This window comes from Pseudomonas sp. KBN10P06128 (assembly GCF_037574945.1).
In the GTDB taxonomy this organism is placed as follows: Bacteria; Pseudomonadota; Gammaproteobacteria; order Pseudomonadales; family Pseudomonadaceae; genus Pseudomonas; species Pseudomonas aeruginosa.
On the sequence record NZ_JBBELR010000001.1, the window covers coordinates 1919827 to 1942198 of the forward strand.

The following is a 22372-nucleotide window of genomic DNA, read 5'->3' on the forward strand; positions in this document are numbered from 1 at the left end:
ACGCTCAGCGGCTGAGTTTTTCGGTGATGAACGACATCAGTTCGCCGATCGGCAGGTTCTGCGACTCGCTGTCACGGCGGCCCTTGTATTCCAGGACGCCTTCGTTGAGGCCGCGGTCGCTGATCACGATGCGGTGGGGAATGCCGATCAGCTCCATGTCGGCGAATTTCACCCCGGGGCTGGTCTTCTTGTCGCGATCGTCCAGCAGCACTTCGAAACCGGCTGCGGTCAGCTCGGCATAGAGCTTGTCGGTCGCCTGCTTGACGCTCTCGGTTTCGTACTTCAGCGGTACCAGGGCGATCTGGAACGGCGCCAGTGCGCTTGGCCAGAGAATGCCACGCTCGTCATGGTTCTGTTCGATGGCGGCGGCGACCACGCGGGATACGCCGATGCCGTAGCAGCCCATGATCAGGTTGACCGGCTTGCCCTGTTCGCTCAGGACGTTCAGCTTCATCGCTTCGCTGTACTTGGTACCAAGCTGGAAGATATGACCGACCTCGATGCCGCGCTTGATCACCAGGGTGCCCTTGCCGTCCGGGCTGGGGTCGCCTTCGACGACATTGCGCAGGTCGGCGACCTCGGGCAGCGGCAGGTCGCGCTCCCAGTTCACGCCGAAGTAGTGCTTGTCCTCGATGTTGGCGCCAGCGGCGAAATCGCTCATCAGGGCGACGGAGCGGTCGACGATGCAGGCGATCGGCAGGTTGACCGGGCCCAGCGAGCCGGGGCCGGCGCCGATGGCGGCACGGATCTCGGCCTCCGACGCGAATACCAGCGGGCTGGCGACCAGCGGCTGGTTGGCGGCCTTGATTTCGTTGAGTTCGTGATCGCCGCGGACGATCAGGGCGACCAGGGTGCCTTCTTCGGCGCCATGCACCACCAGGGTCTTGATGGTTTTCTCGATCGGTAGCTGGAAGCCGTCCACCAGGGCCGTGATGGTCTTGGTGTTGGGCGTGTCGACCAGGCGCATGTCCTCGGTGGCGCTGCCGCGGGCGCTCTCGCGCGGCACGGCTTCGGCCTTCTCGATGTTCGCGGCGTAGTCGGAGCTGTCGCTGAAGACGATATCGTCCTCGCCGGAGTTGGCCAGCACGTGGAACTCATGGGAGCCGCTGCCGCCGATGGAGCCGTTGTCGGCTTGCACGGGACGGAAATCCAGGCCGAGGCGGGAGAATATCTTGCTGTACGCCTGGTACATCCCGTCGTAGGTCTGCTGCAGCGAGTCCTGGCTCAGGTGGAAGGAATAGGCATCCTTCATGATGAATTCGCGTCCGCGCATCAGGCCGAAGCGCGGGCGGATCTCATCGCGGAACTTGGTCTGGATCTGATAGAAGTTGATCGGCAGTTGCTTGTAGCTGTTCAGCTCGTTGCGCGCGAGGTCGGTGATCACTTCTTCGTGGGTCGGGCCTACGCAGAATTCGCGCTCGTGGCGGTCCTTCAGGCGCAGCAGCTCAGGGCCGTATTGCTCCCAGCGCCCCGACTCCTGCCACAGCTCGGCCGGCTGCACCGCCGGCATCAGCACTTCCAGGGCGCCGGCAGCGTTCATTTCCTCGCGGACGATGGTCTCGACCTTGCGCAGTACCCGCAGGCCCATTGGCAGCCAGGTGTAGAGACCCGAGGCCAGGCGACGGATCATGCCGGCGCGAAGCAGCAGTTGATGGCTGATTACCACCGCGTCGGCGGGGGTTTCTTTGAGCGTGGAAAGCAGATACTGACTGGTACGCATCTTTGGCCGTTATGTCGGTTGTATCGGGAGGAATGGCTGGGCATTGTACGGTGCCGGTCTGGCTGCGTACAGGGCGCCGGCCATCGATGATGAGGAGTCAGCAGGCAATGAACGCGGCGCAGGTACAGGCGTTGATCCGCATGGGGCTGCCCATGGCCGAGGACATCGATTTTCGTGTCGAGCGTCTCGACGAACGACATGCGCTGGCGCGCATACCTTTTCACGGCAAGCTGGTGCGTCCCGGTGGAACGTTGTCCGGCCCGACCATCATGGCGCTGGCCGACGCGGCGATGTACGCGGTCATTCTCGGGCGTCTCGGGGCGGTCGAGATGGCCGTGACCTCGAACCTGAACATCAACTTCCTCAGCAAGCCCAGGCCCGAGGACCTGTTGGCCGAGGCGAGCATCCTCAAGCTGGGGCGGCGCCAGGTCGTCTGCGAGGTCGGGGTGTTTTCGCAGAGTAATGAGGAAGACCTGGTGGCCCATGTGACCGGTACCTACGCCCTTCCTTTATAGGCGCGTTGCCGCCGAGAAGAAAAAACCCGGCGATGCCGGGTTTTTTCGTTGCCTGTCGGTCGATTACAGGATCGACAGCGGATAGTCGACGATCAGGCGGAACTCGTTCTGGTCGCCTTCGGCCTGGTCGGCGTTGGCGCGGTGCCAGGCCTGGCGGATGCGGAACGACAGGTCCTTGGCCGGACCGGACTGGACCACGTACTTGGCTTCCAGGTTGGTCTCGTGGTGCTTGCCGTCCTCGCCGTAGCCGTAGTTCTTATAGCCGACGTTGTTGTCAGACATCTTGGTGCCATCGATGTCCTTGCCATTGATATAGCGGACCATGAAAGTCAGGCCGGGAACGCCATAGGAGGCGAGGTTCAGGTCGTAGCGGGCCTGCCAGGATTTCTCGCCGGGGCCGTTGAAGTCGGAGTACTGCACGGAGTTGGCGAGGAAAATCGAGTCACCGCCGCCGCCGGAACCGTTCTCGCCGAAGCCGATATAATCAAACGGCTGATCGCCATGGACCTTCTGGTAGGCCAAGGTGAAAGTGTGCGCATCCAGAGTGTAGGCTGCCGCCAGGGACCAAGTGGTGTTGCTGATGTCGCCGGCCTTGGCCTTGCCTTCATCGTTTGTGCGGTAGATGTTGAAATCGAAGCCCAGCGATTGGTCGGATGCCAGTGGGATGGTGTAGTTGCTGTTCAGGTAATACTGACGATAGATGTCTTCGAGTTCAGCACCCTACAGGGAGGCGCTGAGGTTATCGGTGATTGCGTAGCGGCCCCCAATGAAATCGGCGCTCTTGGCGGTCTCGCCTGCATAGGTTGCGTAGAGTTCGCCGCGCGACTTGGTGGTGGTGCCCTGCTTGCCTTCGGTGAAGTGGCCCGCTTCGAGATCGAGCCCTTCGAGTTCGCTGCTCTGCAGTTGGAAGCCGGTCGCGGTCTGCGGGAACAGGCGGCTGCCGCCGGCGGCGAAGACCGGAGCGGTCGGCTGCATCTCGCCCCACTTCAACATGGTCTTGGAGATGCGTACCTTCACGGCGCCACCGGCGCGGCTGTAGTCGTCACGGGGCGTGCCGTCGTTCATCACCGGCAGGTTGCCGGTACCGCTCTTGTCCGAGGTGCCGTCGAGCTTCAGACCGAGGTAGCCGAAGGCATCGACGCCGAAGCCCACGGTGCCTTGGGTGAAGCCGGATTCATAGGTGGTGAGGAAGCCTTGGGTCCAGTCGACGCGGTCCCCGCTGCCGCTCTTGCCGTCACGGTTGAAATAGTAGTTGCGGAGCAGCAGGTCGAGGCTGCTGTCTTCGATGAACCCCTTCGCTTCGGCCTGATCGCTGACGAATGCGTCGGCCACGGCGAACTGAGTGCTACCTGCGGAAACCGCCAGTGCAATGGCGCTCCACTTCATCACTTTCATTGTGATTGCTCCTTTGGTTTTGAAATTATCTCTGCCATCACAGTGCCGCAGTGACGGCTAGTTCTTCTTGTCGGCGCTAACTTATAGCACGCAGTGTTTCTTGGCGATAGTTGAGGTTCCGAAGCGACGGATTCTTTACGGCGTTGTCGCAAAATTGCATGACGTATGTCGCATCTGCGTAGGTGCGCAGTTGAAAAAATGACGTATGTCGCGGGCTTGGTCACTCTTGTTGAGGTCGCTTCTCAAGTCGCTTTTCCCGATTGGCGGGGTCTTGTAATAAAAATGTCATGTTCCGTACGGCCCCTCTTACTGTGATGAAAGAGGTATAAGCAAACTCCGTGCACAAATTGGAAAACGGCTTCGCCTATGTATTCCAGTTGGTCTCTTCGAGAGCGAAGCTATTCTGTTTGAAAGCAAACGAATCATGCCTTGAAACCTGTTTGTAATCCGTCTGCTTCAAGGGTTGGTTGCCATCGAGTTGTCTGTGGCGAATGCGTTTGTATCCACGGCATGTCTTATGTTCGGCATCGCGCTGTATTCATTCGACCGGCATCTTATGGGGCGTTCGGCAGGAGAGGCGCGCCAAGCTGGGGCGGGCGGATGTGCGGGCTTGCTTTGGCCGGGCGGCGAAGTATCCTGCGCGGCAGTTATGGCGGGTCCCTTCTCGGAAGGAGGGGCTAAGCTGTCCATGAATGACGGTCGAACAGGAGAGGTCAGTATGTTCGCTTTGGATCCCCGGCTGGAGCAGGACACCCTGTTGCTCGGCGACTTTCCCCTCAGCCGCCTGCTGCTGATGAACGATGCCCGCTATCCGTGGTTCATCCTGGTGCCGAGGCGGGAGGATGTCACCGAGCTGTTCCAGCTCGATGTCGATGACCAGCAGGCGCTGTGGCGCGAGGCCACGCTGCTGGCAGAGGTGCTCAAGGACACCTTCCGTGCGGACAAGATGAATGTCGCTAACCTGGGCAATGTGGTCAGCCAGCTCCACATGCACGTGATCGTCCGGCGACGTGGCGACGACGCCTGGCCCGGCCCTGTCTGGGGGCGCCATCCGGCTCAGCCTTATTCTTCCGAGCAGGTCGAGGCGATCCGCGGCAAGTTGCGGATGGTGCTGACCGACGGCTTCCGTTTTGCCGGGGAGGCCTAGATGGAGCTGGACGCGCGCATGGATGACCTGGAATGCCGCCAGGCTTTCCAGGATGACACTTTGCAGGCTCTCAACGATGTGGTGGTCGAGCAGCAGCGCAGCATTGAGCGACTGCAGCTTCAGGTCGCGGCATTGATCAAGCGTCTGGAAGACGTCCAGGGGCTGGTGGGCGAGGCGGGGGAAGACGAAGCGCCTCCTCCCCATTATTGAATGCACAAAAAACCCGCCGTTCGGCGGGTTTTCTGTTTTTCGCGGCGGTCAGCGGCGGGAGGCGATTACGTCTTCCGCCTGCAGGCCCTTGTCCCGTTGTACCACCGAGAACTCCACGCGCTGGCCTTCGATGAGGATGCGGTGGCCTTCGCCGCGAATCGCTCGGAAGTGGACGAAGATGTCCTCGCCCGAATCGCGGGAAATGAAGCCGAAACCTTTTGAGGTGTTGAACCACTTCACGGTACCGGTCTCCCGGTTGCCGCTGTCCTGGCTGCCGCCGAGGGCCGTCGGGGCGCTGGCGCTGCGCGAGACCGGTTTGCCGGGCTTCAGGCTGCCCGCCAGTTGCAGGGCCGTGGCCAGCACCAGGCTTAGCAGGGGCAGGACGATCGCCGGCTGGTCGGCGATGGTCGGCAGCGGCGCCAGCAGGATCAGTGCCTGCAGGACGACGCCCAGGACCAGCAGGGCGGCTGCGCCGGCCTGCAGCGGGCGGGTTGGATGTGACGATTGCAGTACGGGAGCGAAGAGCAGGTTGATCAGGCCCAGAATGGCCAGGTAGATGGCATCGGGATGTTGCAGGAAGGGTGTGGCTTCGGTTCTTAGGCTGGGAATGAAGGACAGCAATAGGGCGGCGACGCCCGTGACCAGAAGGACGATTTTCAACATGTCAATGAGTTCACCTTGATGGGGTAACGATCAAGTAGCCGGACAGCGCTTCGGTGCATGAAACGAAAGGTGCGGAAGGACGGCCGGCCTATGCGTGTGACGCACGGCGGCTATTTAACAGGAAAGCAGGAGGCTACTCAAATCAAGCGGTTGGCGCCGGAGGGGAGGGCGGGGCCCTGAGGCGGGCCCCGCTTTCTATCGAGCGATCGACGATCAGCTGGCGAGAAGGCTGCGCAACATCCAGGCGGTCTTTTCATGTACCTGCATGCGTTGGGTGAGCAGGTCGGCGGTGGGTTCGTCGCTGACCTTGTCCAGCAGCGGGAAGATGCTGCGGGCGGTGCGCACCACGGCTTCCTGGCCCTGGACCAGTTGCCGGATCATCTCCTCGGCTTCCGGCACGCCTTCCTCTTCCTTGATGGACGACAGGCGGGCGTAGGCGGCGTAGGTGCCGGGCGCCGGGAAGCCCAGGGCCCGGATGCGCTCGGCGATGTCGTCCACGGCAACGGCCAGTTCGGTGTACTGACCTTCGAACATCAGGTGCAGCGTATTGAACATCGGGCCGGTGACGTTCCAGTGGAAGTTGTGGGTTTTCAGGTAGAGGGTGTAGGTGTCGGCCAGTAGCCGCGACAGGCCCTCGGCAATGGCTGCGCGATCCTGTTCGCCGATTCCGATATTGATTTCCATGGCGTTCTCCTTTCAGTCGGCCTTGTGAATGGGGCACTCCGAAACATTTGGAGTGAGGCTAACACAGGGTTTTTCCCAGCGCTCTTGGTCTATGTCAAAGGCGGCGATAGGGAGAATCTATTCCGACTGCCCGGTCAAGCGAATGGTTCGCAGGGTGCGGCGAAATGCTTCCGTTCAACGGCCTGGCTTCCCGCGTGACAGGCCGGCGGGGCTGGCTGCAAGCCATGGATTTTTCAGGCTATAATCCCCGCCTTCAATGCGAAGTGGGCCCGGATGCGGGTGCTTCGCCGTTGCCGTTCACCGGGCAGCGCGGGAGATGTCCTTCCGGGGGCGTACCGATGGTTCCGGTGCTCGGTCAGGGCCGGCGAGAGCCCGGCAATGGTCGCCAGGCAGCCGGCGGCTCCACAGAATCCAAGACTTACGAGAAGCGAACCACACCATGATGCGCAGCCACTATTGCGGCCAACTGAACGAGAGCCTGGACGGCCAGGAAGTCACCCTTTGCGGTTGGGTTCACCGCCGCCGCGACCATGGTGGAGTGATCTTCCTCGATGTGCGCGATCGCGAGGGGCTGGCCCAGGTGGTGTTCGATCCGGACCGTGCGGAAACCTTCGCCAAGGCCGACCGGGTGCGCAGCGAGTTCGTGGTGAAGATCACCGGCAAGGTGCGCCTGCGCCCTGAAGGCGCGCGCAACCCGAACATGGCGTCTGGCTCCATCGAGGTACTGGGCTACGAACTGGAAGTGCTGAACCAGGCCGAGACTCCGCCGTTCCCGTTGGATGAATATTCCGATGTGGGCGAGGAAACCCGCCTGCGCTACCGCTTCATCGACCTGCGTCGTCCGGAGATGGCTGCCAAGCTGAAGCTGCGCGCGCGCATCACCAGCAGCATTCGCCGCTACCTGGACGACAACGGCTTCCTCGACGTCGAGACCCCGATCCTCGGCCGGCCGACGCCGGAAGGCGCGCGCGACTACCTGGTGCCGAGCCGTACCTACCCGGGACACTTCTTCGCCCTGCCGCAGTCGCCGCAGCTGTTCAAGCAACTGCTGATGGTCGCCGGCTTTGATCGCTACTACCAGATCGCCAAGTGCTTCCGTGACGAGGACCTGCGTGCCGACCGCCAGCCGGAATTCACCCAGATCGACATCGAGACCAGCTTCCTCGACGAGAGCGACATCATCGGCATCACCGAGAAGATGGTGCGCCAGCTGTTCAAGGAAGTGCTGGACGTCGAGTTCGACGAGTTCCCGCACATGCCGTTCGAAGAGGCCATGCGCCGCTACGGTTCGGACAAGCCCGACCTGCGCATCCCGCTGGAGTTGGTGGACGTCGCCGACCAGTTGAAGGAAGTGGAGTTCAAGGTCTTCTCCGGTCCGGCCAACGATCCGAAGGGGCGTGTCGCCGCCCTGCGTGTACCGGGCGCCGCCTCCATGCCGCGCAGCCAGATCGACGACTACACCAAGTTCGTCGGCATCTATGGTGCCAAGGGCCTGGCCTACATCAAGGTCAACGAGCGCGCCAAGGGCGTGGAAGGTCTGCAGTCGCCGATCGTGAAGTTCATCCCCGAGGCCAACCTGAACGTGATCCTCAATCGCGTTGGCGCGGTCGACGGCGACATCGTGTTCTTCGGCGCCGACAAGGCCAAGATCGTTTGCGATGCCCTGGGCGCGCTGCGTATCAAGGTCGGCCATGACCTCAAGCTGCTCACCCGGGAGTGGGCGCCCATGTGGGTCGTGGACTTCCCGATGTTCGAGGAGAACGACGACGGCTCGCTGTCCGCGCTGCACCACCCGTTCACCTCGCCCAAGTGCACCCCGGCCGAGCTTGAGGCCAATCCGGGCGCGGCGCTTTCCCGCGCCTACGACATGGTGCTCAACGGCACCGAGTTGGGTGGCGGTTCCATCCGCATCCACGACAAGTCCATGCAGCAGGCGGTGTTCCGCGTGCTGGGCATCGACGAGGCGGAGCAGGAAGAGAAGTTCGGCTTCCTGCTCGACGCGCTCAAGTACGGTGCGCCGCCGCATGGCGGCCTGGCCTTCGGCCTGGATCGCCTGGTCATGCTGATGACCGGTGCATCGTCGATCCGCGAAGTGATCGCCTTCCCGAAGACCCAGAGCGCTGGCGACGTCATGACCCAGGCACCGGGTTCCGTGGACGGCAAGGCCCTGCGCGAGCTGCACATTCGCCTGCGCGAGCAGCCGAAGGCCGAGTGATTCGAATCAACCCGCGGTGGCGCCGCTTGCGGCGCCTCCTGCCGAGAGAGCAATACGGAGTGAGTTATGGCTGGTCATTCTAAATGGGCCAACATCAAGCACCGCAAAGAGCGGCAAGATGCCAAGAAAGGCAAGATATTCACCAAGCTGATCCGTGAGCTGACCGTCGCTGCAAGGCAGGGCGGCGGCGTACCGGCGGACAACCCGCGTCTGCGCCTGGCCGTGGACAAGGCGCTGACCGCCAACATGACCCGCGATACCATCGATCGTGCCATTGCACGCGGCGTCGGCTCCAACGATGCCGACAACATGGTCGAGCTTTCCTATGAAGGCTATGCGCCGAGCGGCGTAGCGATTATCGTCGAGGCGATGACCGACAACCGCAACCGTACAGCTGCGGAAGTGCGTCATGCCTTCAGCAAGTGTGGCGGCAACCTGGGCACCGATGGTTCGGTCGCCTACATGTTCGAGCGCAAGGGACAGATCAGCTTCGCTCCCGGCGTGGACGAGGAAGCGCTGATGGACGCAGCTCTGGAGGCCGGCGCCGATGACGTGGTAGTCAACGACGATGGCTCCATCGACGTGTTCACCACCTTCGCCGACTTCATTTCCGTGAACGAGGCGCTGGCCGCCGCCGGATTCAAGGGCGACGAAGCCGAAGTCACCATGATCCCTTCGACCACCGCGACCCTGGACCTGGAAACCGCGCAGAAGGTGCTCAAGCTGATCGACATGCTCGAGGACCTGGACGACGTGCAGAACGTCTATTCCAATGCCGATATCCCGGACGACGTGATGGCGCAGCTCGGCTGAGCCGATCGGAGCGATAACGCGAAGCCGGAAGTGGGGTACGCTTGATGCGTTCGAACCCCGCTTCCGGCTTTTAGTATCCAGCTTATGACTTTGATTCTAGGGATTGACCCGGGCTCGCGCATCACCGGCTTCGGCGTGGTGCGGGAAACGGCGCGCGGTTGCGAATACGTGGCGTCCGGATGCATACGGACCGGTAACGGCCCCTTGCACGAGCGTCTGCACGTGGTGTTTCGCAGCGTCCGCGAGGTGATCCGCACCCATGGCCCGACGGCCCTGAGCATCGAGCAGGTGTTCATGGCGCGCAACGCCGATTCGGCCCTGAAGCTGGGGCAGGCGCGGGGGGCGGCCATCGTCGCGGCAATGGAGGAGGGGTTGAGCGTGGCGGAGTACACCGCCTCGCAGGTCAAGCAGGCAGTCGTGGGGACCGGCGGTGCAGACAAGCAGCAGGTGCAGATGATGGTCATGCATCTGTTGAAGCTGACCCAGAAACCGCAGATCGATGCCTCCGATGCCCTGGCCATCGCCCTGTGTCATGCCCATACCCAACAGAGTCTGGTCCCCCATGGCCTGGTGGGCGCACGCCGACGTGGCGGGCGCCTGCGTCTTTGAATAAGGAAAGCTCTTCGTGATCGGACGCTTGCGTGGCACCCTGGCGGAGAAACAGCCGCCGCACCTGATCCTCGATGTGAATGGCGTCGGCTATGAAGTGGAAGTGCCGATGACGACCCTCTATCGGTTGCCTTCGGTAGGCGAGCCGGTGACCTTGCATACCCATCTGGTTGTGCGTGAGGATGCGCACTTGCTCTATGGCTTCGCCGAAAAGCGCGAGCGAGAGCTGTTCCGTGAGCTGATCCGGCTCAACGGCGTGGGTCCGAAACTGGCTCTGGCGCTGATGTCGGGCCTGGAAGTGGACGAACTGGTGCGTTGCGTCCAGGCACAGGACACCTCCACCCTGGTGAAGATCCCCGGTGTTGGCAAGAAGACCGCCGAGCGCCTGCTTGTGGAGTTGAAGGACCGCTTCAAGGCTTGGGAAAACATGCCCACGATTGCACCGTTGGTGATGGAACCCCGTGCCAGCGCTACAGTCTCAAGCGCCGAGGCCGATGCAGTCAGCGCGCTGATCGCCCTCGGCTTCAAGCCACAGGAAGCCAGTCGTGCCGTCGCAGCCGTACCGGGAGAGGATTTGTCCAGCGAAGAAATGATCCGCCAGGCCCTGAAGGGCATGGTCTAGGTGGCGCCCGATGATCGAGCCTGATCGCCTCATATCCGCCGTTTCCGGTCGCGAACGCGATGAGCAGCTGGACCGCGCCATTCGCCCGCTGAAGCTGGCCGACTACATCGGCCAGCCCAGCGTGCGCGAGCAGATGGAGCTGTTCATCCATGCCGCGCGCGGCCGCCAGGAGGCGCTCGACCATACGCTGATCTTCGGTCCGCCGGGGCTGGGCAAGACGACCCTGGCGAATATCATCGCCCAGGAAATGGGCGTTTCCATCAAGAGTACTTCCGGGCCGGTGCTCGAGCGTCCCGGCGATCTCGCCGCGTTGCTGACCAACCTGGAGGCCGGCGACGTCCTGTTCGTCGACGAGATCCACCGTCTTTCGCCCATCGTCGAAGAAGTGCTGTATCCGGCCATGGAAGATTTCCAGTTGGACATCATGATCGGCGAAGGGCCCGCGGCCCGCTCCATCAAGCTGGACCTGCCGCCGTTCACCCTGGTCGGCGCGACCACTCGTGCCGGCATGCTGACCAATCCACTGCGCGATCGCTTCGGTATCGTCCAGCGCCTGGAGTTCTACAACGTCGAGGACCTGGCGACCATCGTCAGTCGGTCGGCCGGCATTCTCGGCCTGGAGATCGAGCCGCAGGGCGCGGCGGAAATCGCCAAGCGCGCCCGCGGTACGCCGCGAATCGCCAATCGCCTGCTGCGCCGGGTACGCGACTTCGCCGAGGTCCGGGGGCAGGGCGACATTACCCGGGTGATCGCCGACAAGGCATTGAACCTGCTCGATGTCGACGAGCGTGGCTTTGACCACCTCGACCGTCGTCTGTTGCTGACCATGATCGACAAGTTCGATGGCGGGCCTGTAGGAATCGACAACTTGGCTGCGGCGTTGAGCGAGGAGCGGCACACGATCGAAGATGTACTGGAGCCCTATCTGATCCAGCAGGGCTACATCATGCGGACACCGCGGGGACGCGTGGTAACACGCCATGCGTACCTGCACTTTGGCCTGAATATTCCGAAAAGGTTGGGGCCGGGGGTGACGACGGATCTGTTCACGTCTGAAGATGGTAATTAATTGCATTTGTGGGCGATTGCCGATTGGCAAAGCCGGGACTTGGTTCTAGAGTATGCGCGCGCAACACGGGGGAAAGCCGTTCCAGCAGCGTTTCCGGGTCTATTACGAGGACACGGATGCCGGCGGCATCGTCTATTACGTCAACTATCTCAAGTTCATGGAACGGGCTCGGACCGAGCGGCTGCGAGCTTTGGGGTTCGCCCAATCGCAACTGGTCGGCGACAATCTGCTGTTCGTCGTGCACTCCGCCGAGGCGCGTTACCACGCCCCGGCCAAGCTCGACGATGAACTGCTTGTCAGCGCCGAGGTCGAGGAGTTGAACCGGGCGAGCCTGAAGTTTCGTCAACAGGTTCGTCGAGCGTCGGACTCCGTCCTGCTCTGCGAGGGGCGGTTCCTGGTGGCGTGCGTGCGAGCGGACACCCTGAAGCCACGTGCTATCCCCGAAACGTTGCGTGCGGCTTTTGCCGGAAGCCCGGATTCTTTTTCAGCAGGAGATTAAAGTGGAACCGAACGTCGTCGACCATACCTCCATGTGGAGCCTGATCAGCAACGCCAGTATCGTGGTGCAGCTGGTCATGCTGACCCTCGTGGCCGCCTCGGTCACATCCTGGATCATGATTTTCCAGCGCGGTAACGCCATGCGCGCCGCCAAGAAGGCACTGGATGCCTTCGAAGAACGCTTCTGGTCGGGCATCGACCTGTCCAAGCTGTACCGCCAGGCCGGTAGCAATCCGGACCCGGACTCCGGCGTCGAGCAGATCTTCCGTGCCGGCTTCAAGGAGTTTTCCCGTCTGCGCCAGCAGCCCGGCGTCGATCCCGATGCGGTGATGGAGGGCGTGGCGCGCGCCATGCGTGTGGCCATCTCCCGTGAGGAGGAGAAACTCGAGGCCAGCCTGCCGTTCCTGGCAACCGTCGGCTCCACCAGCCCGTACGTCGGCCTGTTCGGTACCGTCTGGGGTATCATGAATTCCTTCCGTGGCCTGGCCACCGTGCAGCAGGCTACCCTGGCCACCGTCGCCCCGGGTATCGCCGAAGCGCTGATCGCCACCGCCATCGGCCTGTTCGCCGCGATCCCGGCGGTCATCGCCTACAACCGCTTCTCCGCACGTTCTGAGATGCTGATCGGTCGTTACTACACCTTCGCCGACGAGTTCCAGGCCATCCTGCACCGCAAGGTGCACACCAGCGACGACTAAGACGACTGAGAGGTAAGCCGATATGGCAAGGGTTCGTCACAAGCGCAAGCCGGTCGCGGAAATGAACGTGGTGCCTTACATCGACGTGATGCTGGTACTGCTGGTGATTTTCATGGTGACCGCGCCGATGCTCAACCAGGGGGTCAAGGTCGACCTGCCGAAGGTGTCCAGCGAGGCGTTGCCTCAGGACAACAACAAGCAGGTCCTGACCCTTTCGGTGAAAGCCGACGGTTCCTATTACTGGAACGTCGGCAGCGAAGTGGATACTGAAAAACAGACCGATAGTGCCGTGTCGTTGGAACAGATGACCGATGCAGTCACCAAGATCATGAGTGCCCGTCCGGACACCCAGGTATTCATCCGCGGCGACAAGGCGGTGAACTATGGTGCGGTGGTTGGCGCCATGGGTGCCTTGCAGCAGGCCGGTGTGCCCAACGTCGGGTTGATTACCGAGGCCCCCTGATCTTGAAGCAACAGTTCGAGCGCTCGCCTTCCGAGAGTTATTTCTGGCCCGTCGTCCTGGCGGTGGTCCTGCACGTTCTGATCTTCGCCATGCTGTTCGTCAGCTGGGCGTTTGCTCCGGAGCTTCCTCCCTCCAAGCCGATCGTGCAGGCCACGCTCTACCAGCTCAAGTCGAAGAGCCAGGCGACGACCCAGACCAACCAGAAGATCGCTGGCGAGGCGAAGAAGACCGCCTCCAAGCAATACGAAGTCGAGCAGCTCGAACAGAAGAAGCTCGAGCAGCAGAAACTCGAGCAACAAAAGCTGGAACAGCAGCAGGTCGCTGCTGCGAAAGCGGCGGAACAAAAGAAGGCTGACGAGGCTCGAAAGGCCGAGGCCCAGAAAGCCGCCGAGGCGAAGAAGGCCGATGAAGCCAAGAAAGCTGCCGAGGCCAAGGCCGCCGAACAGAAGAAGCAGGCTGACATAGCCAAGAAGCGCGCCGAGGACGAGGCCAAGAAAAAGGCCGCTGACGACGCCAAGAAAAAGGCAGCCGAGGACGCGAAGAAGAAAGCGGCCGAGGAGGCCAAGAAGAAGGCTGCTGCGGAAGCGGCGAAGAAGAAAGCCGCCGTCGAGGCCGCCAAGAAAAAGGCCGCCGCCGCTGCCGCGGCAGCCCGCAAGGCTGCCGAGGACAAGAAGGCGCAGGCGTTGGCCGAGTTGCTTTCGGATACGACCGAGCGCCAGCAGGCCCTGGCCGACGAGGTGGGCAGCGAGGTCACCGGCAGTCTCGACGACCTGATCGTCAACCTGGTGAGCCAGCAGTGGCGGCGTCCTCCATCGGCGCGTAATGGAATGAGCGTAGAAGTACTGATCGAAATGCTGCCGGACGGTACCATCACCAATGCCAGCGTCAGCCGTTCGAGTGGCGACAAGCCTTTCGACAGTTCGGCGGTGGCGGCGGTGCGCAACGTCGGCCGTATTCCCGAGATGCAGCAATTGCCGCGGGCTACCTTCGACAGCCTGTATCGTCAGCGCCGCATCATCTTTAAACCGGAGGATTTGAGTCTGTGAGTACCCTGATTCGCATTGCGCTGTTCGCCCTGGCCCTGGTGGCAGGTGCTGCGCAGGCTGCCGACCCGCTGGTGATCTCCAGCGGTAACGACCGTGCCATTCCCATCGCCGTGGTGCCGTTCGGCTTCCAGGGGGGCAACGTGTTGCCGGAAGACATGTCCAATATCATCGGCAACGACCTGCGCAACTCCGGCTACTTCGAGCCGCTGCCCCGGCAGAACATGATCAGCCAGCCGGCGCAGGCCAGCGAAGTGATCTTCCGTGACTGGAAGGCAGTTGGCGTCAACTACGTGATGGTCGGCAACATCGTGCCTGCCGGCGGACGCCTGCAGGTGCAGTACGCATTGTTCGATGTCGGCACCGAGCAGCAGGTCCTGACCGGCAGCGTGACCGGCAGCACCGATCAGCTCCGCGACATGTCGCACTACATCGCCGACCAGTCGTTCGAGAAGCTCACCGGTATCAAGGGCGCGTTCTCCACCAAGATGCTCTATGTCACCGCCGAGCGTTTCTCGGTCGACAACACCCGCTACACCTTGCAGCGCTCCGACTACGACGGCGCCCGCCCGGTGACCCTGCTGCAGTCGCGCGAGCCCATCGTGTCGCCGCGCTTCTCGCCCGATGGCCGCCGTATCGCCTATGTCTCCTTCGAACAGAAGCGCCCGCGTATCTTCATCCAGTACGTCGATACTGGCCGTCGTGAGCAGATCACCAATTTCGAGGGCCTGAATGGCGCTCCGGCATTCTCCCCTGACGGCAACCGCCTGGCCTTCGTCCTGTCGCGCGACGGCAACCCGGAAATCTACGTCATGGACCTTGGCAGCCGCGCCCTGCGCCGCCTGACCAACAACCTGGCGATCGATACCGAACCCTTCTGGGGCAAGGACGGCTCTACCCTGTACTTCACCTCGGACCGTGGCGGCAAGCCGCAGATCTACAAGATGAACGTGAACAGCGGTGCCGTGGACCGGGTAACCTTCATCGGCAACTACAACGCCAACCCGAAACTCTCGGCCGACGAGAAGACCCTGGTAATGGTTCACCGCCAGCAGGGCTACACCAACTTCCAGATCGCCGCCCAGGACCTCCAGCGCGGCAATCTGCGGGTGCTGTCGAACACCACTCTGGACGATTCGCCCACTGTTGCGCCCAATGGCACCATGCTAATCTACGCCACCCGCCAGCAGGACCGGGGCGTGCTGATGCTCGTATCCATCAACGGACGCGTACGGATACCTCTCCCTACCGCTCAGGGCGATGTGCGCGAGCCTTCCTGGTCCCCTTACCTGAACTGACGGTCGCCAACGGTTACAAACTTATACACTGGGGTTCATTAGGAGTTACATGATGGAAATGCTGAAATTCGGCAAATTTGCTGCGCTGGCTCTGGCCATGGCTGTGGCTGTGGGTTGCTCCTCCAAGGGCGGCGATGCTTCCGGTGAAGGTGCCAATGGCGGCGTCGACCCGAACGCAGGCTATGGCGCCAACAGCGGTGCCGTTGACGGCAGCCTGAGCGACGAAGCCGCTCTGCGTGCGATCACCACCTTCTACTTCGAGTACGACAGCTCCGACCTGAAGCCGGAAGCCATGCGCGCTCTGGACGTACACGCGAAAGACCTGAAAGGCAGCGGTCAGCGCGTAGTGCTGGAAGGCCACACCGACGAACGCGGCACCCGCGAGTACAACATGGCTCTGGGCGAGCGTCGTGCCAAGGCCGTTCAGCGCTACCTGGTGCTGCAGGGCGTTTCGCCGGCCCAGCTGGAACTGGTTTCCTATGGTAAAGAGCGTCCGGTCGCTACCGGCCACGACGAGCAGTCCTGGGCTCAGAACCGTCGCGTCGAGCTGAAGAAGTAAGAAGTCGTTATGCCCAAGCACCTGCGTGTCCTGACGTTCCTCGCGCTCAGCCTGCCATTAGCGGCCTGGGCGGAAGTTCCTGTGTATGACGGCGTTGCCGCCAACAATGGCGGCAACGTTCCTCCTTCCGGGTATGGCACGGCAGGTGCCGGCGGCGCCTTTGCCGGAGGTGGGGTGACAACCCCCACCTCCGTGCAGGGCGAACTGTTCATGCAGCTCCAGCAGATGCAGGACGAGTTGGCTCGCCTGCGTGGCACGCTCGAGGAACAGCAGAACCAGATCCAGCAGCTCAAGCAGGAAAGCCTGGAACGCTACCAGGACCTCGACCGTCGGATTTCCGGTGGTGGCGCTCCCGCTGCACAGAATTCCGCACCTGCTGGCGCCATCAATGCCAATGGGGCGCCTGCGGCTCCCGCAGGCAACAACGCACCGGCGCCGAGTAGCGAGCCGGGCGACCCGGCGAAGGAGAAGCTCTACTACGACGCGGCCTTCGACCTGATAAAGAGCAAGGATTTCGACAAGGCGAGCCAGGCGTTCAATGCCTTCTTGCGCAAGTACCCGAACAGCCAGTACTCCGGCAACGCCCAGTACTGGCTCGGCGAGGTGAACCTGGCCAAGGGCGACCTGCAAGGTGCCGGCCAGGCTTTCGCGCGGGTCAGCCAGAGCTACCCCAGCAGCCAGAAGGTGCCCGACTCGCTGTACAAGCTGGCGGACGTCGAGCGTCGCCTGGGTAACAACGACAAGGCCAAGGGCATCCTCCAGCAGGTCATTTCCCAGTACCCGGGCACTTCGGCCGCCCAACTGGCGCAGCGCGACCTGAAGAACCTTCGCTGACCCCGTTCCCGATGAACAAACCCGCGCCTGTCGCGGGTTTTTTCGTTAGAATCGGCGCCCCCGTGAAGCTGCATGGTTTCAGCTCGGCTGATCTTCGTGCCTCTCCTCGCGAGACCTTCCGGGATTTCGAGTGCCACGACAGGATACGTTCCGTGGCGCCCCTTCATTTACCGCAACGGAGGCGGACGACCTGTTCAGTCGTCACGCCCGTGGCTGAATATGCAACAGACCCTGCGCATCACCGAGATTTTCTACTCGTTGCAGGGGGAAACACGTACCGCCGGCTTGCCGACGGTCTTCGTGCGCCTGACCGGCTGCCCCCTGCGCTGTCACTATTGCGATACCGCCTATGCCTTCAGCGGCGGCGACGTCGTTAGCCTGGACGCTATTCTCGAGCGGGTTGCCACCTACAAGCCTCGCTACATCTGCGTGACCGGCGGGGAGCCGCTGGCCCAGCCGAATTGCATTTCTCTGCTGGAGCGGCTTTGCGACGCCGGCTACGAGGTTTCCCTGGAAACCAGCGGGGCCCTCGATGTGTCACGGGTCGACCCGCGCGTAAGCAAGGTTCTCGACCTCAAGACGCCGGGATCTGGCGAGGTCGGACGCAACCGATACGAAAATATCCCGTTGCTGACCGACAACGATCAGGTGAAGTTTGTCGTCTGTTCGCGAGAGGACTACGACTGGGCGGTATCCAAGCTGATCGAGTACCGCCTCGACCAGCGTGCCGGTGAAGTCCTGTTCTCGCCGAGCCACTATCAGGTCAGCGCGCGCGAACTGGCCGATTGGATCGTGGCCGACAACCTGCCGGTCCGCCTGCAATTGCAACTGCACAAGATTCTCTGGAACGACGAACCTGGCCATTGAGACGAGGAATCCATCATGAACCAGAAGAAAGCGGTCATCCTGCTCTCCGGCGGCCTCGACTCCGCCACCGTTGTCGCCATGGCCAAGGCCGACGGCTACGCCTGCTACACCATGAGTTTCGACTACGGCCAGCGCCATCGCGCCGAGCTGCAGGCCGCCGAGCGCGTGGCCCGGCAATTGGGCGTGATCGAGCACAAGGTGATAGGGCTCGACCTCAATGGCATGGGCGGCTCGGCATTGACCGACGAGAGCATCGCGGTGCCCGAGTCGCCTAGCGCAGGTATACCGGTGACTTACGTGCCGGCGCGCAATACGGTGTTCCTCTCGCTCGCCCTGGGCTGGGCCGAGGTCCTGGATGCCCGTGACATCTTCATCGGTGTGAATGCGGTGGATTACTCTGGTTATCCGGATTGTCGCCCTGAGTTCGTCGAGGCTTTCGAACGCATGGCGAACCTGGCAACCAAGGCGGGCGTGGAAGGCAATGGCTTCCGCATCCAGGCGCCGCTGCAGTATCTGTCCAAGGCGCAGATCATCCAGGCGGGCGTGGCGCGCGGGGTGGATTACGGCCTGACGGTGTCCTGTTATCAAGCCGATGAGCAGGGACGTGCGTGCGGCAAATGCGATAGCTGCCGGCTGCGTGCGGATGGCTTCGCGGCGGCTGGTATTTCCGACCCGACGCCATATTTCTGAAAAAAATTCGCGAGAGGTGTTGTTTTTACGTTAGAAATCAGTATTATACGCCTCGCGTTGGGTCGTTAGCTCAGTCGGTAGAGCAGTTGGCTTTTAACCAATTGGTCGTAGGTTCGAATCCTACACGACCCACCACTTTGAAAAGCGGGTGTGATGATAGCGGGTGAAGAAGCCAAGCGCATATTAGCCGCACGCAGCCGTCTGCCGCGAACATTAGGCCCCCTCTGGCATGATGTCAATATGAGATAACCCACCGTAATTGGTGGGTTTCTTCGTTTTTGGGCCCCTGATTCCTTCTGACAGACGTGCCAAAACGCCCCCGGTGTAATCAGCGATTAAAGGGGGTAGATGAGCGGGCACACCGCTGTACACGTCTCCGCCAGCATGTTGACGCCTGGAAACCGGATGCTCTCGGCCATTCCCGTCTTTCTACCGGGCGGGCGATCGAGTTACAACGGGCTTACCGCTCGTCGGAAAGCTGCCTGCATTTCATCGTGCTAGGTAATCCCGCTTTGGCTGGCACTCCCCCCACCGGGGTGAGCGCCCCTGTTCCGGCCTCGCCGCGGTCATTACCGCTGAGGCAGAGCGTGCCATGTACTGCGCTATCAAGCCCATCACGACCGTCTGCTCGAAGCGCTCTGGCGGTGGCGAAGCCCTGCTCTCGACACCAAGACACGGCATCTCGCTGATGACAGGAGGGGGAAGAGACAAGCGCGTCACTGGTTGAGCCGACTCCGGCGCACGAGCACGGGCGGCAGGCCGTGCAGCCCGCGTTGCCGATGGTTGCTTGGCGCGTGAAGAGGGTGGCTGTGCAGCCGATGGCTGCTCGGAGCGAGAAGGCGGAACCGGCGCGGCAGCCTGTGGCGAGCGGCTGTAGTCGATTTTGTGCCGGTGTCTCAACGCATCGTGCGCTTGTCGCCTTTCGTCGAGCACGGCCTGCATCTGATCCAGGTCCACTTCGATGTAGCTCATCGTCGTTTGAATGTTCGAGTGGTTCAGCAGGCTCTTGGCGACATGGATGTTTCGCTTGGGCTGCTTCATCAGGTCACTCGCCAGCGTATGCCTGAATCGATGGGGCGTCATTCGTACCCCGGTCTTCTCGGTCAACTTTCTGTACATCGCCTCGACTTGGTCGGCATTCATTTCCTTGCGTGCATAGTGGCGTGAGAAACGATTCACATTGAATAGCTGGTCGTGGTGGCTCATGCCTACCTGCTCGGCTTCCTGGAGTAGCCGCCGTATATGGGGGGCTATCCCATCGGTGATGGGGACGGAAAACTCTCGGTGGGTTTTCTCTGTCTCAGCCCGGATCAGGATCATTTTTCTTTTCCAGTCCACATCGCACTTACGAATGCACAGCAGCGCATTCAGACGGATGCCGGTTTCGTAGAATGTCTCGAATACGCACCGCCAGAACCAAACCGGAGTGATTCGTGCGCGTTCCCCCGTGCAGTGCTCGGAGCTATCTAGCACTTTCAGCCAGGAGCGAGCGCTTTGTATGGCATCGAGTGCTACTGTCTTGCTCGGCCGCTTTGGCGGCGTCACTCCGGTTTTCTTGAAAGGATTGATTTGGCTGTGGGTCAGCAGTTCGTACTCAATGGCATATCCCCAAACGGTGCGCAGGTGGCTCGAGTAAGTGTTCCAACTGCGTTTGGATAGCCCCTGCTCCAATACCTTTCGTCTCCATTCCAATACACTCCGATGAGTGATTTCCTGCACGGTGACTGTGCTGCCGAAGTGCTTCATGAGCGCTCTGGTTGCTGCTCGATAGGTCTTCTGGCTGGCCTCTCTGAGGTCGTGTGCGAAGAGATATTCCTCGGTCAATTGAAGTGGGGTCATTCCACACCCCCTTCGGCATCGGTGATGACCGTGAGGCTTGGGTTGTCCAGAGGCTGCACAGGGAACAGCAGTTTGGGATCCTGGAGCAGGTATGCCTTGAGCTCTTTCGTCTTGCGAGGACCAGAAACCTTGATGGTCCAGATGTTCAGGTTCTTATTGGTCTTTCGGTGAAGACCCTGTTTCTCGAACGCGCGTTGCACCAGCTTCCAGCCGGTCGTCTCCTTGGCCTGGGCCAGCTTTTCGAGCTCTGGATGCTCATGGACATAACGCTTGAAGATTCCTGGTGTGACCAGCATGGCGGTCCCGTCGACGGTATGTATCAAGGCTTTGGTGTCGTTGATGAACAGGCGACGGGCCGCGATGCCAGCTTTCATCCAGCCAACGAATCCCTGTCCCAGATCAGTGCTTCTGCTAGGCATAAATACGTCTTCAACTGTTTCAGGAGCGCAATCTGCTGGCTCCGCGGTTCCTAATGGCTGCTGCAGGTTCTCCTCCCCGCGAGTGTTCGTAGGAGAAGCAGCCGGTGAGGCGTGGCTAGTAGTGTCTAGCCCGCTTGGTGGCGAAGTGATATTACCAAGAAGCGCGTATAAGTCGTCCGTTTCTTCCTGATCATCAATTGACGGGTTCGCAATCGCCCGTATCTCCTTTGACGGTTTCGCAACGCTCGGCGAAGGTTGGCGGAGCGTCATCTTGGTTTCTGGTGCTTGCTGCTGTTCAATCGGATCGTTGGGGATTTCGCAGGTCGTTTCCGGCTTTTCAGGGGAGGCGTTGCCCTCTTCAATGACGAGTGATCCGCTGTAGGAATCAGGCCGCTCGGCAGGGTCAGCCCAAATCAAGGCTGGAGCGATCTTGAGGAGCGTGAACTTGTTTCTCCACCCAGCACCATTGTCTATCGTGGCCGTCCAGATGGCCTTGTCTTCGGCGTTCGTCTGAATGACGGCCTGGTCCTGGAGCATGTTGAAGAATGGCGCGTTGGAGGAGGGGACCCCTTCGATTCCCTGAGCCAGCAGGTAGGCTCTCAACTGATCGGCCGCGGGCTTGCTCACCAGCCAGAGTGCGTCCTGAGTCAGCCATCCATCGGACGGGCCGCTAGGTTGATTCAACTTGAACTTGTCCTTCACCAAGAAGCGAAGGCCGTCTGCCAACTGCCGCTGCAGCGACTGCTTCGGTGCAGCCAGCGCTCGATCCGGATTACCTCCCAACTCCTGCGCGACGGAGGCCTGGTCTGCCTTCACGATGATCTCGCCGAGGATCCCGGCGTGCTCGTACTGACCTGCGAACAGGTAGATCAATTGAGCCCACAGCTCTGGAAAGCGACTGAGCCAATCGAGTGCGGTGCGCGGTAGCAGTTGGTGGATGAGGAGTGCTGAGGCAGCGCCGTGGAGCTGGTATTCGCGGGATTTCACGTACTTGAAGCGGTAAGGCTGGTTGATCGGTCCGTTCCAAGGGTGCCATGTGCTGCCGTCCTGCAGCTCAACCTGCAGGTCTACGACGATCTTGCCTATGTCGTGAGCCAGGGCACCATACGCCGCGGCGGCCGACCAGGCTTCAGCCTGGGCTGACTGTGACTCCGGCGCTGCGCCGATCGGGAGCAAATAGGTCTGCCGTACCTTCAGTGCGTAGGCCACGATCTCCAAGCCGTGATCGATCATCCCGCCTGGATGGGCATGGTGATGGTTTTCCGAAGCAGGGAGCTGCTGGACCAGCTCGGCATAGTTGGCCAGTGGCCGCCGGTAGATCTCCTCGAATTGCTGCTTGGATAGCGAGGCGCGCTGCCAGATGTTCTCCAGTAGCTGCCGGCGCCGAGGTGTGCCGAGCAGCTCCATACTGCTCAGAGGAGGGAGGAATCCCCCTGGGGCAGCTTTGGTTAGTTGGCTGGGGGACGGCTTCCTGGAGATCCAGGAAAGGAGTTGAAACATGG

The 22372-nt window shown here is 61.5% G+C and carries 22 protein-coding genes, 1 tRNA gene and 1 pseudogene; 18 read left to right on the forward strand and 6 right to left on the reverse strand.

Annotated elements, in window-relative coordinates:
- Positions 1-4: 4 nt before the first annotated feature.
- Positions 5-1720 (reverse strand): proline--tRNA ligase, encoded by a 1716-nt coding sequence (locus VQ065_RS09055; protein WP_003086089.1) that lies wholly within the window; start codon positions 1718-1720, stop codon positions 5-7.
- A 107-nt stretch (positions 1721-1827) separates the two neighbouring features.
- Between VQ065_RS09055 and VQ065_RS09060 the strand changes: the two genes are divergently transcribed.
- Positions 1828-2235: a PaaI family thioesterase gene (locus tag VQ065_RS09060; protein ID WP_003086091.1), complete on the forward strand. Its 408-nt coding sequence runs from the start codon at positions 1828-1830 to the stop codon at positions 2233-2235.
- A 63-nt stretch (positions 2236-2298) separates the two neighbouring features.
- Here the strand turns inward: VQ065_RS09060 and oprD are convergent.
- Positions 2299-3630: pseudogene (gene oprD, locus VQ065_RS09065) on the reverse strand (outer membrane porin OprD).
- A gap of 718 nt (positions 3631-4348) precedes the next feature.
- Here oprD and VQ065_RS09070 point away from each other — a divergent pair.
- Both VQ065_RS09070 and VQ065_RS09075 read left to right on the forward strand, forming a co-directional pair.
- Positions 4349-4777: an HIT family protein gene (locus VQ065_RS09070; protein ID WP_003086095.1), complete on the forward strand. Its 429-nt coding sequence runs from the start codon at positions 4349-4351 to the stop codon at positions 4775-4777.
- Positions 4778-4987 carry a SlyX family protein gene (locus VQ065_RS09075; RefSeq protein ID WP_003086099.1) on the forward strand — a complete coding sequence of 70 codons (210 nt, stop codon included), beginning with the start codon at positions 4778-4780 and terminating at the stop codon, positions 4985-4987. It begins immediately after the preceding gene.
- A gap of 48 nt (positions 4988-5035) precedes the next feature.
- Here the strand turns inward: VQ065_RS09075 and VQ065_RS09080 are convergent, their stop codons facing one another.
- Positions 5036-5650, reverse strand: coding sequence for a cold-shock protein (locus VQ065_RS09080; RefSeq protein WP_003086101.1), 615 nt, complete (start codon positions 5648-5650; stop codon positions 5036-5038).
- A 213-nt stretch (positions 5651-5863) separates the two neighbouring features.
- On the reverse strand, positions 5864-6334 hold the full coding sequence (locus VQ065_RS09085) for a Dps family protein (RefSeq protein ID WP_003086103.1): 471 nt from the start codon (positions 6332-6334) through the stop codon (positions 5864-5866).
- A 439-nt stretch (positions 6335-6773) separates the two neighbouring features.
- On the opposite strand from VQ065_RS09085, the gene aspS reads away from it, so the two are divergent.
- From aspS to VQ065_RS09160, 15 genes are all read left to right on the forward strand, one after another.
- Positions 6774-8549 carry an aspartate--tRNA ligase gene (gene aspS, locus VQ065_RS09090; protein ID WP_023098803.1) on the forward strand — a complete coding sequence of 592 codons (1776 nt, stop codon included), beginning with the start codon at positions 6774-6776 and terminating at the stop codon, positions 8547-8549.
- Between the two features lie 66 nt (positions 8550-8615).
- Positions 8616-9362, forward strand: a complete 747-nt coding sequence (locus VQ065_RS09095) for a YebC/PmpR family DNA-binding transcriptional regulator (RefSeq protein ID WP_003086107.1) — start codon at positions 8616-8618, stop codon at positions 9360-9362.
- An 84-nt stretch (positions 9363-9446) separates the two neighbouring features.
- Positions 9447-9971, forward strand: coding sequence for a crossover junction endodeoxyribonuclease RuvC (ruvC, locus tag VQ065_RS09100; protein WP_003112575.1), 525 nt, complete (start codon positions 9447-9449; stop codon positions 9969-9971).
- A gap of 16 nt (positions 9972-9987) precedes the next feature.
- The gene (gene ruvA, locus VQ065_RS09105; protein WP_003086122.1) at positions 9988-10593 is read left to right on the forward strand and encodes a Holliday junction branch migration protein RuvA; all 606 of its coding nucleotides are present in this window, start codon (positions 9988-9990) and stop codon (positions 10591-10593) included.
- A gap of 10 nt (positions 10594-10603) precedes the next feature.
- Positions 10604-11662, forward strand: a complete 1059-nt coding sequence (gene ruvB, locus VQ065_RS09110; RefSeq protein WP_003086123.1) for a Holliday junction branch migration DNA helicase RuvB — start codon at positions 10604-10606, stop codon at positions 11660-11662.
- 52 nt (positions 11663-11714) lie between these two features.
- Positions 11715-12161 (forward strand): tol-pal system-associated acyl-CoA thioesterase, encoded by a 447-nt coding sequence (gene ybgC, locus VQ065_RS09115; RefSeq protein WP_003086124.1) that lies wholly within the window; start codon positions 11715-11717, stop codon positions 12159-12161.
- Position 12162: 1 nt separating this feature from the next.
- Entirely contained in the window at positions 12163-12858 is a 696-nt protein-coding gene (gene tolQ / locus VQ065_RS09120; RefSeq protein ID WP_003086125.1) for a protein TolQ, read from the forward strand.
- A 22-nt stretch (positions 12859-12880) separates the two neighbouring features.
- A complete protein-coding gene (tolR, locus tag VQ065_RS09125) occupies positions 12881-13321 on the forward strand; it encodes a protein TolR (RefSeq protein ID WP_003086126.1) in 441 nt (146 codons plus the stop codon).
- Positions 13322-13323: 2 nt separating this feature from the next.
- Positions 13324-14367, forward strand: coding sequence for a cell envelope integrity protein TolA (gene tolA, locus VQ065_RS09130; protein ID WP_003086127.1), 1044 nt, complete (start codon positions 13324-13326; stop codon positions 14365-14367).
- Entirely contained in the window at positions 14364-15662 is a 1299-nt protein-coding gene (tolB, locus tag VQ065_RS09135; RefSeq protein WP_003086128.1) for a Tol-Pal system beta propeller repeat protein TolB, read from the forward strand. Before tolA ends, tolB begins: the two co-directional genes overlap by 4 nt.
- Before the next feature lie 52 nt (positions 15663-15714).
- Positions 15715-16221 (forward strand): peptidoglycan-associated lipoprotein Pal, encoded by a 507-nt coding sequence (pal, locus tag VQ065_RS09140; protein WP_003111417.1) that lies wholly within the window; start codon positions 15715-15717, stop codon positions 16219-16221.
- Positions 16222-16230: 9 nt separating this feature from the next.
- A complete protein-coding gene (gene ybgF, locus VQ065_RS09145) occupies positions 16231-17055 on the forward strand; it encodes a tol-pal system protein YbgF (protein WP_003120698.1) in 825 nt (274 codons plus the stop codon).
- A 219-nt stretch (positions 17056-17274) separates the two neighbouring features.
- Positions 17275-17922, forward strand: coding sequence for a 7-carboxy-7-deazaguanine synthase QueE (gene queE / locus VQ065_RS09150; protein WP_003086131.1), 648 nt, complete (start codon positions 17275-17277; stop codon positions 17920-17922).
- 15 nt (positions 17923-17937) lie between these two features.
- On the forward strand, positions 17938-18612 hold the full coding sequence (gene queC, locus VQ065_RS09155; protein WP_003086132.1) for a 7-cyano-7-deazaguanine synthase QueC: 675 nt from the start codon (positions 17938-17940) through the stop codon (positions 18610-18612).
- A gap of 59 nt (positions 18613-18671) precedes the next feature.
- Positions 18672-18747: transfer RNA gene (locus VQ065_RS09160), tRNA-Lys, on the forward strand.
- 354 nt (positions 18748-19101) lie between these two features.
- On the opposite strand, the gene VQ065_RS09165 is transcribed toward VQ065_RS09160, so the two are convergent.
- Together VQ065_RS09165 and mobH are read right to left on the reverse strand one after the other, a co-directional pair.
- A complete protein-coding gene (locus VQ065_RS09165; protein WP_235195419.1) occupies positions 19102-20451 on the reverse strand; it encodes a site-specific integrase in 1350 nt (449 codons plus the stop codon).
- Positions 20448-22370, reverse strand: coding sequence for a MobH family relaxase (mobH, locus tag VQ065_RS09170; protein ID WP_022580137.1), 1923 nt, complete (start codon positions 22368-22370; stop codon positions 20448-20450). Before mobH ends, VQ065_RS09165 begins: the two co-directional genes overlap by 4 nt.
- Positions 22371-22372: the final 2 nt, after the last annotated feature.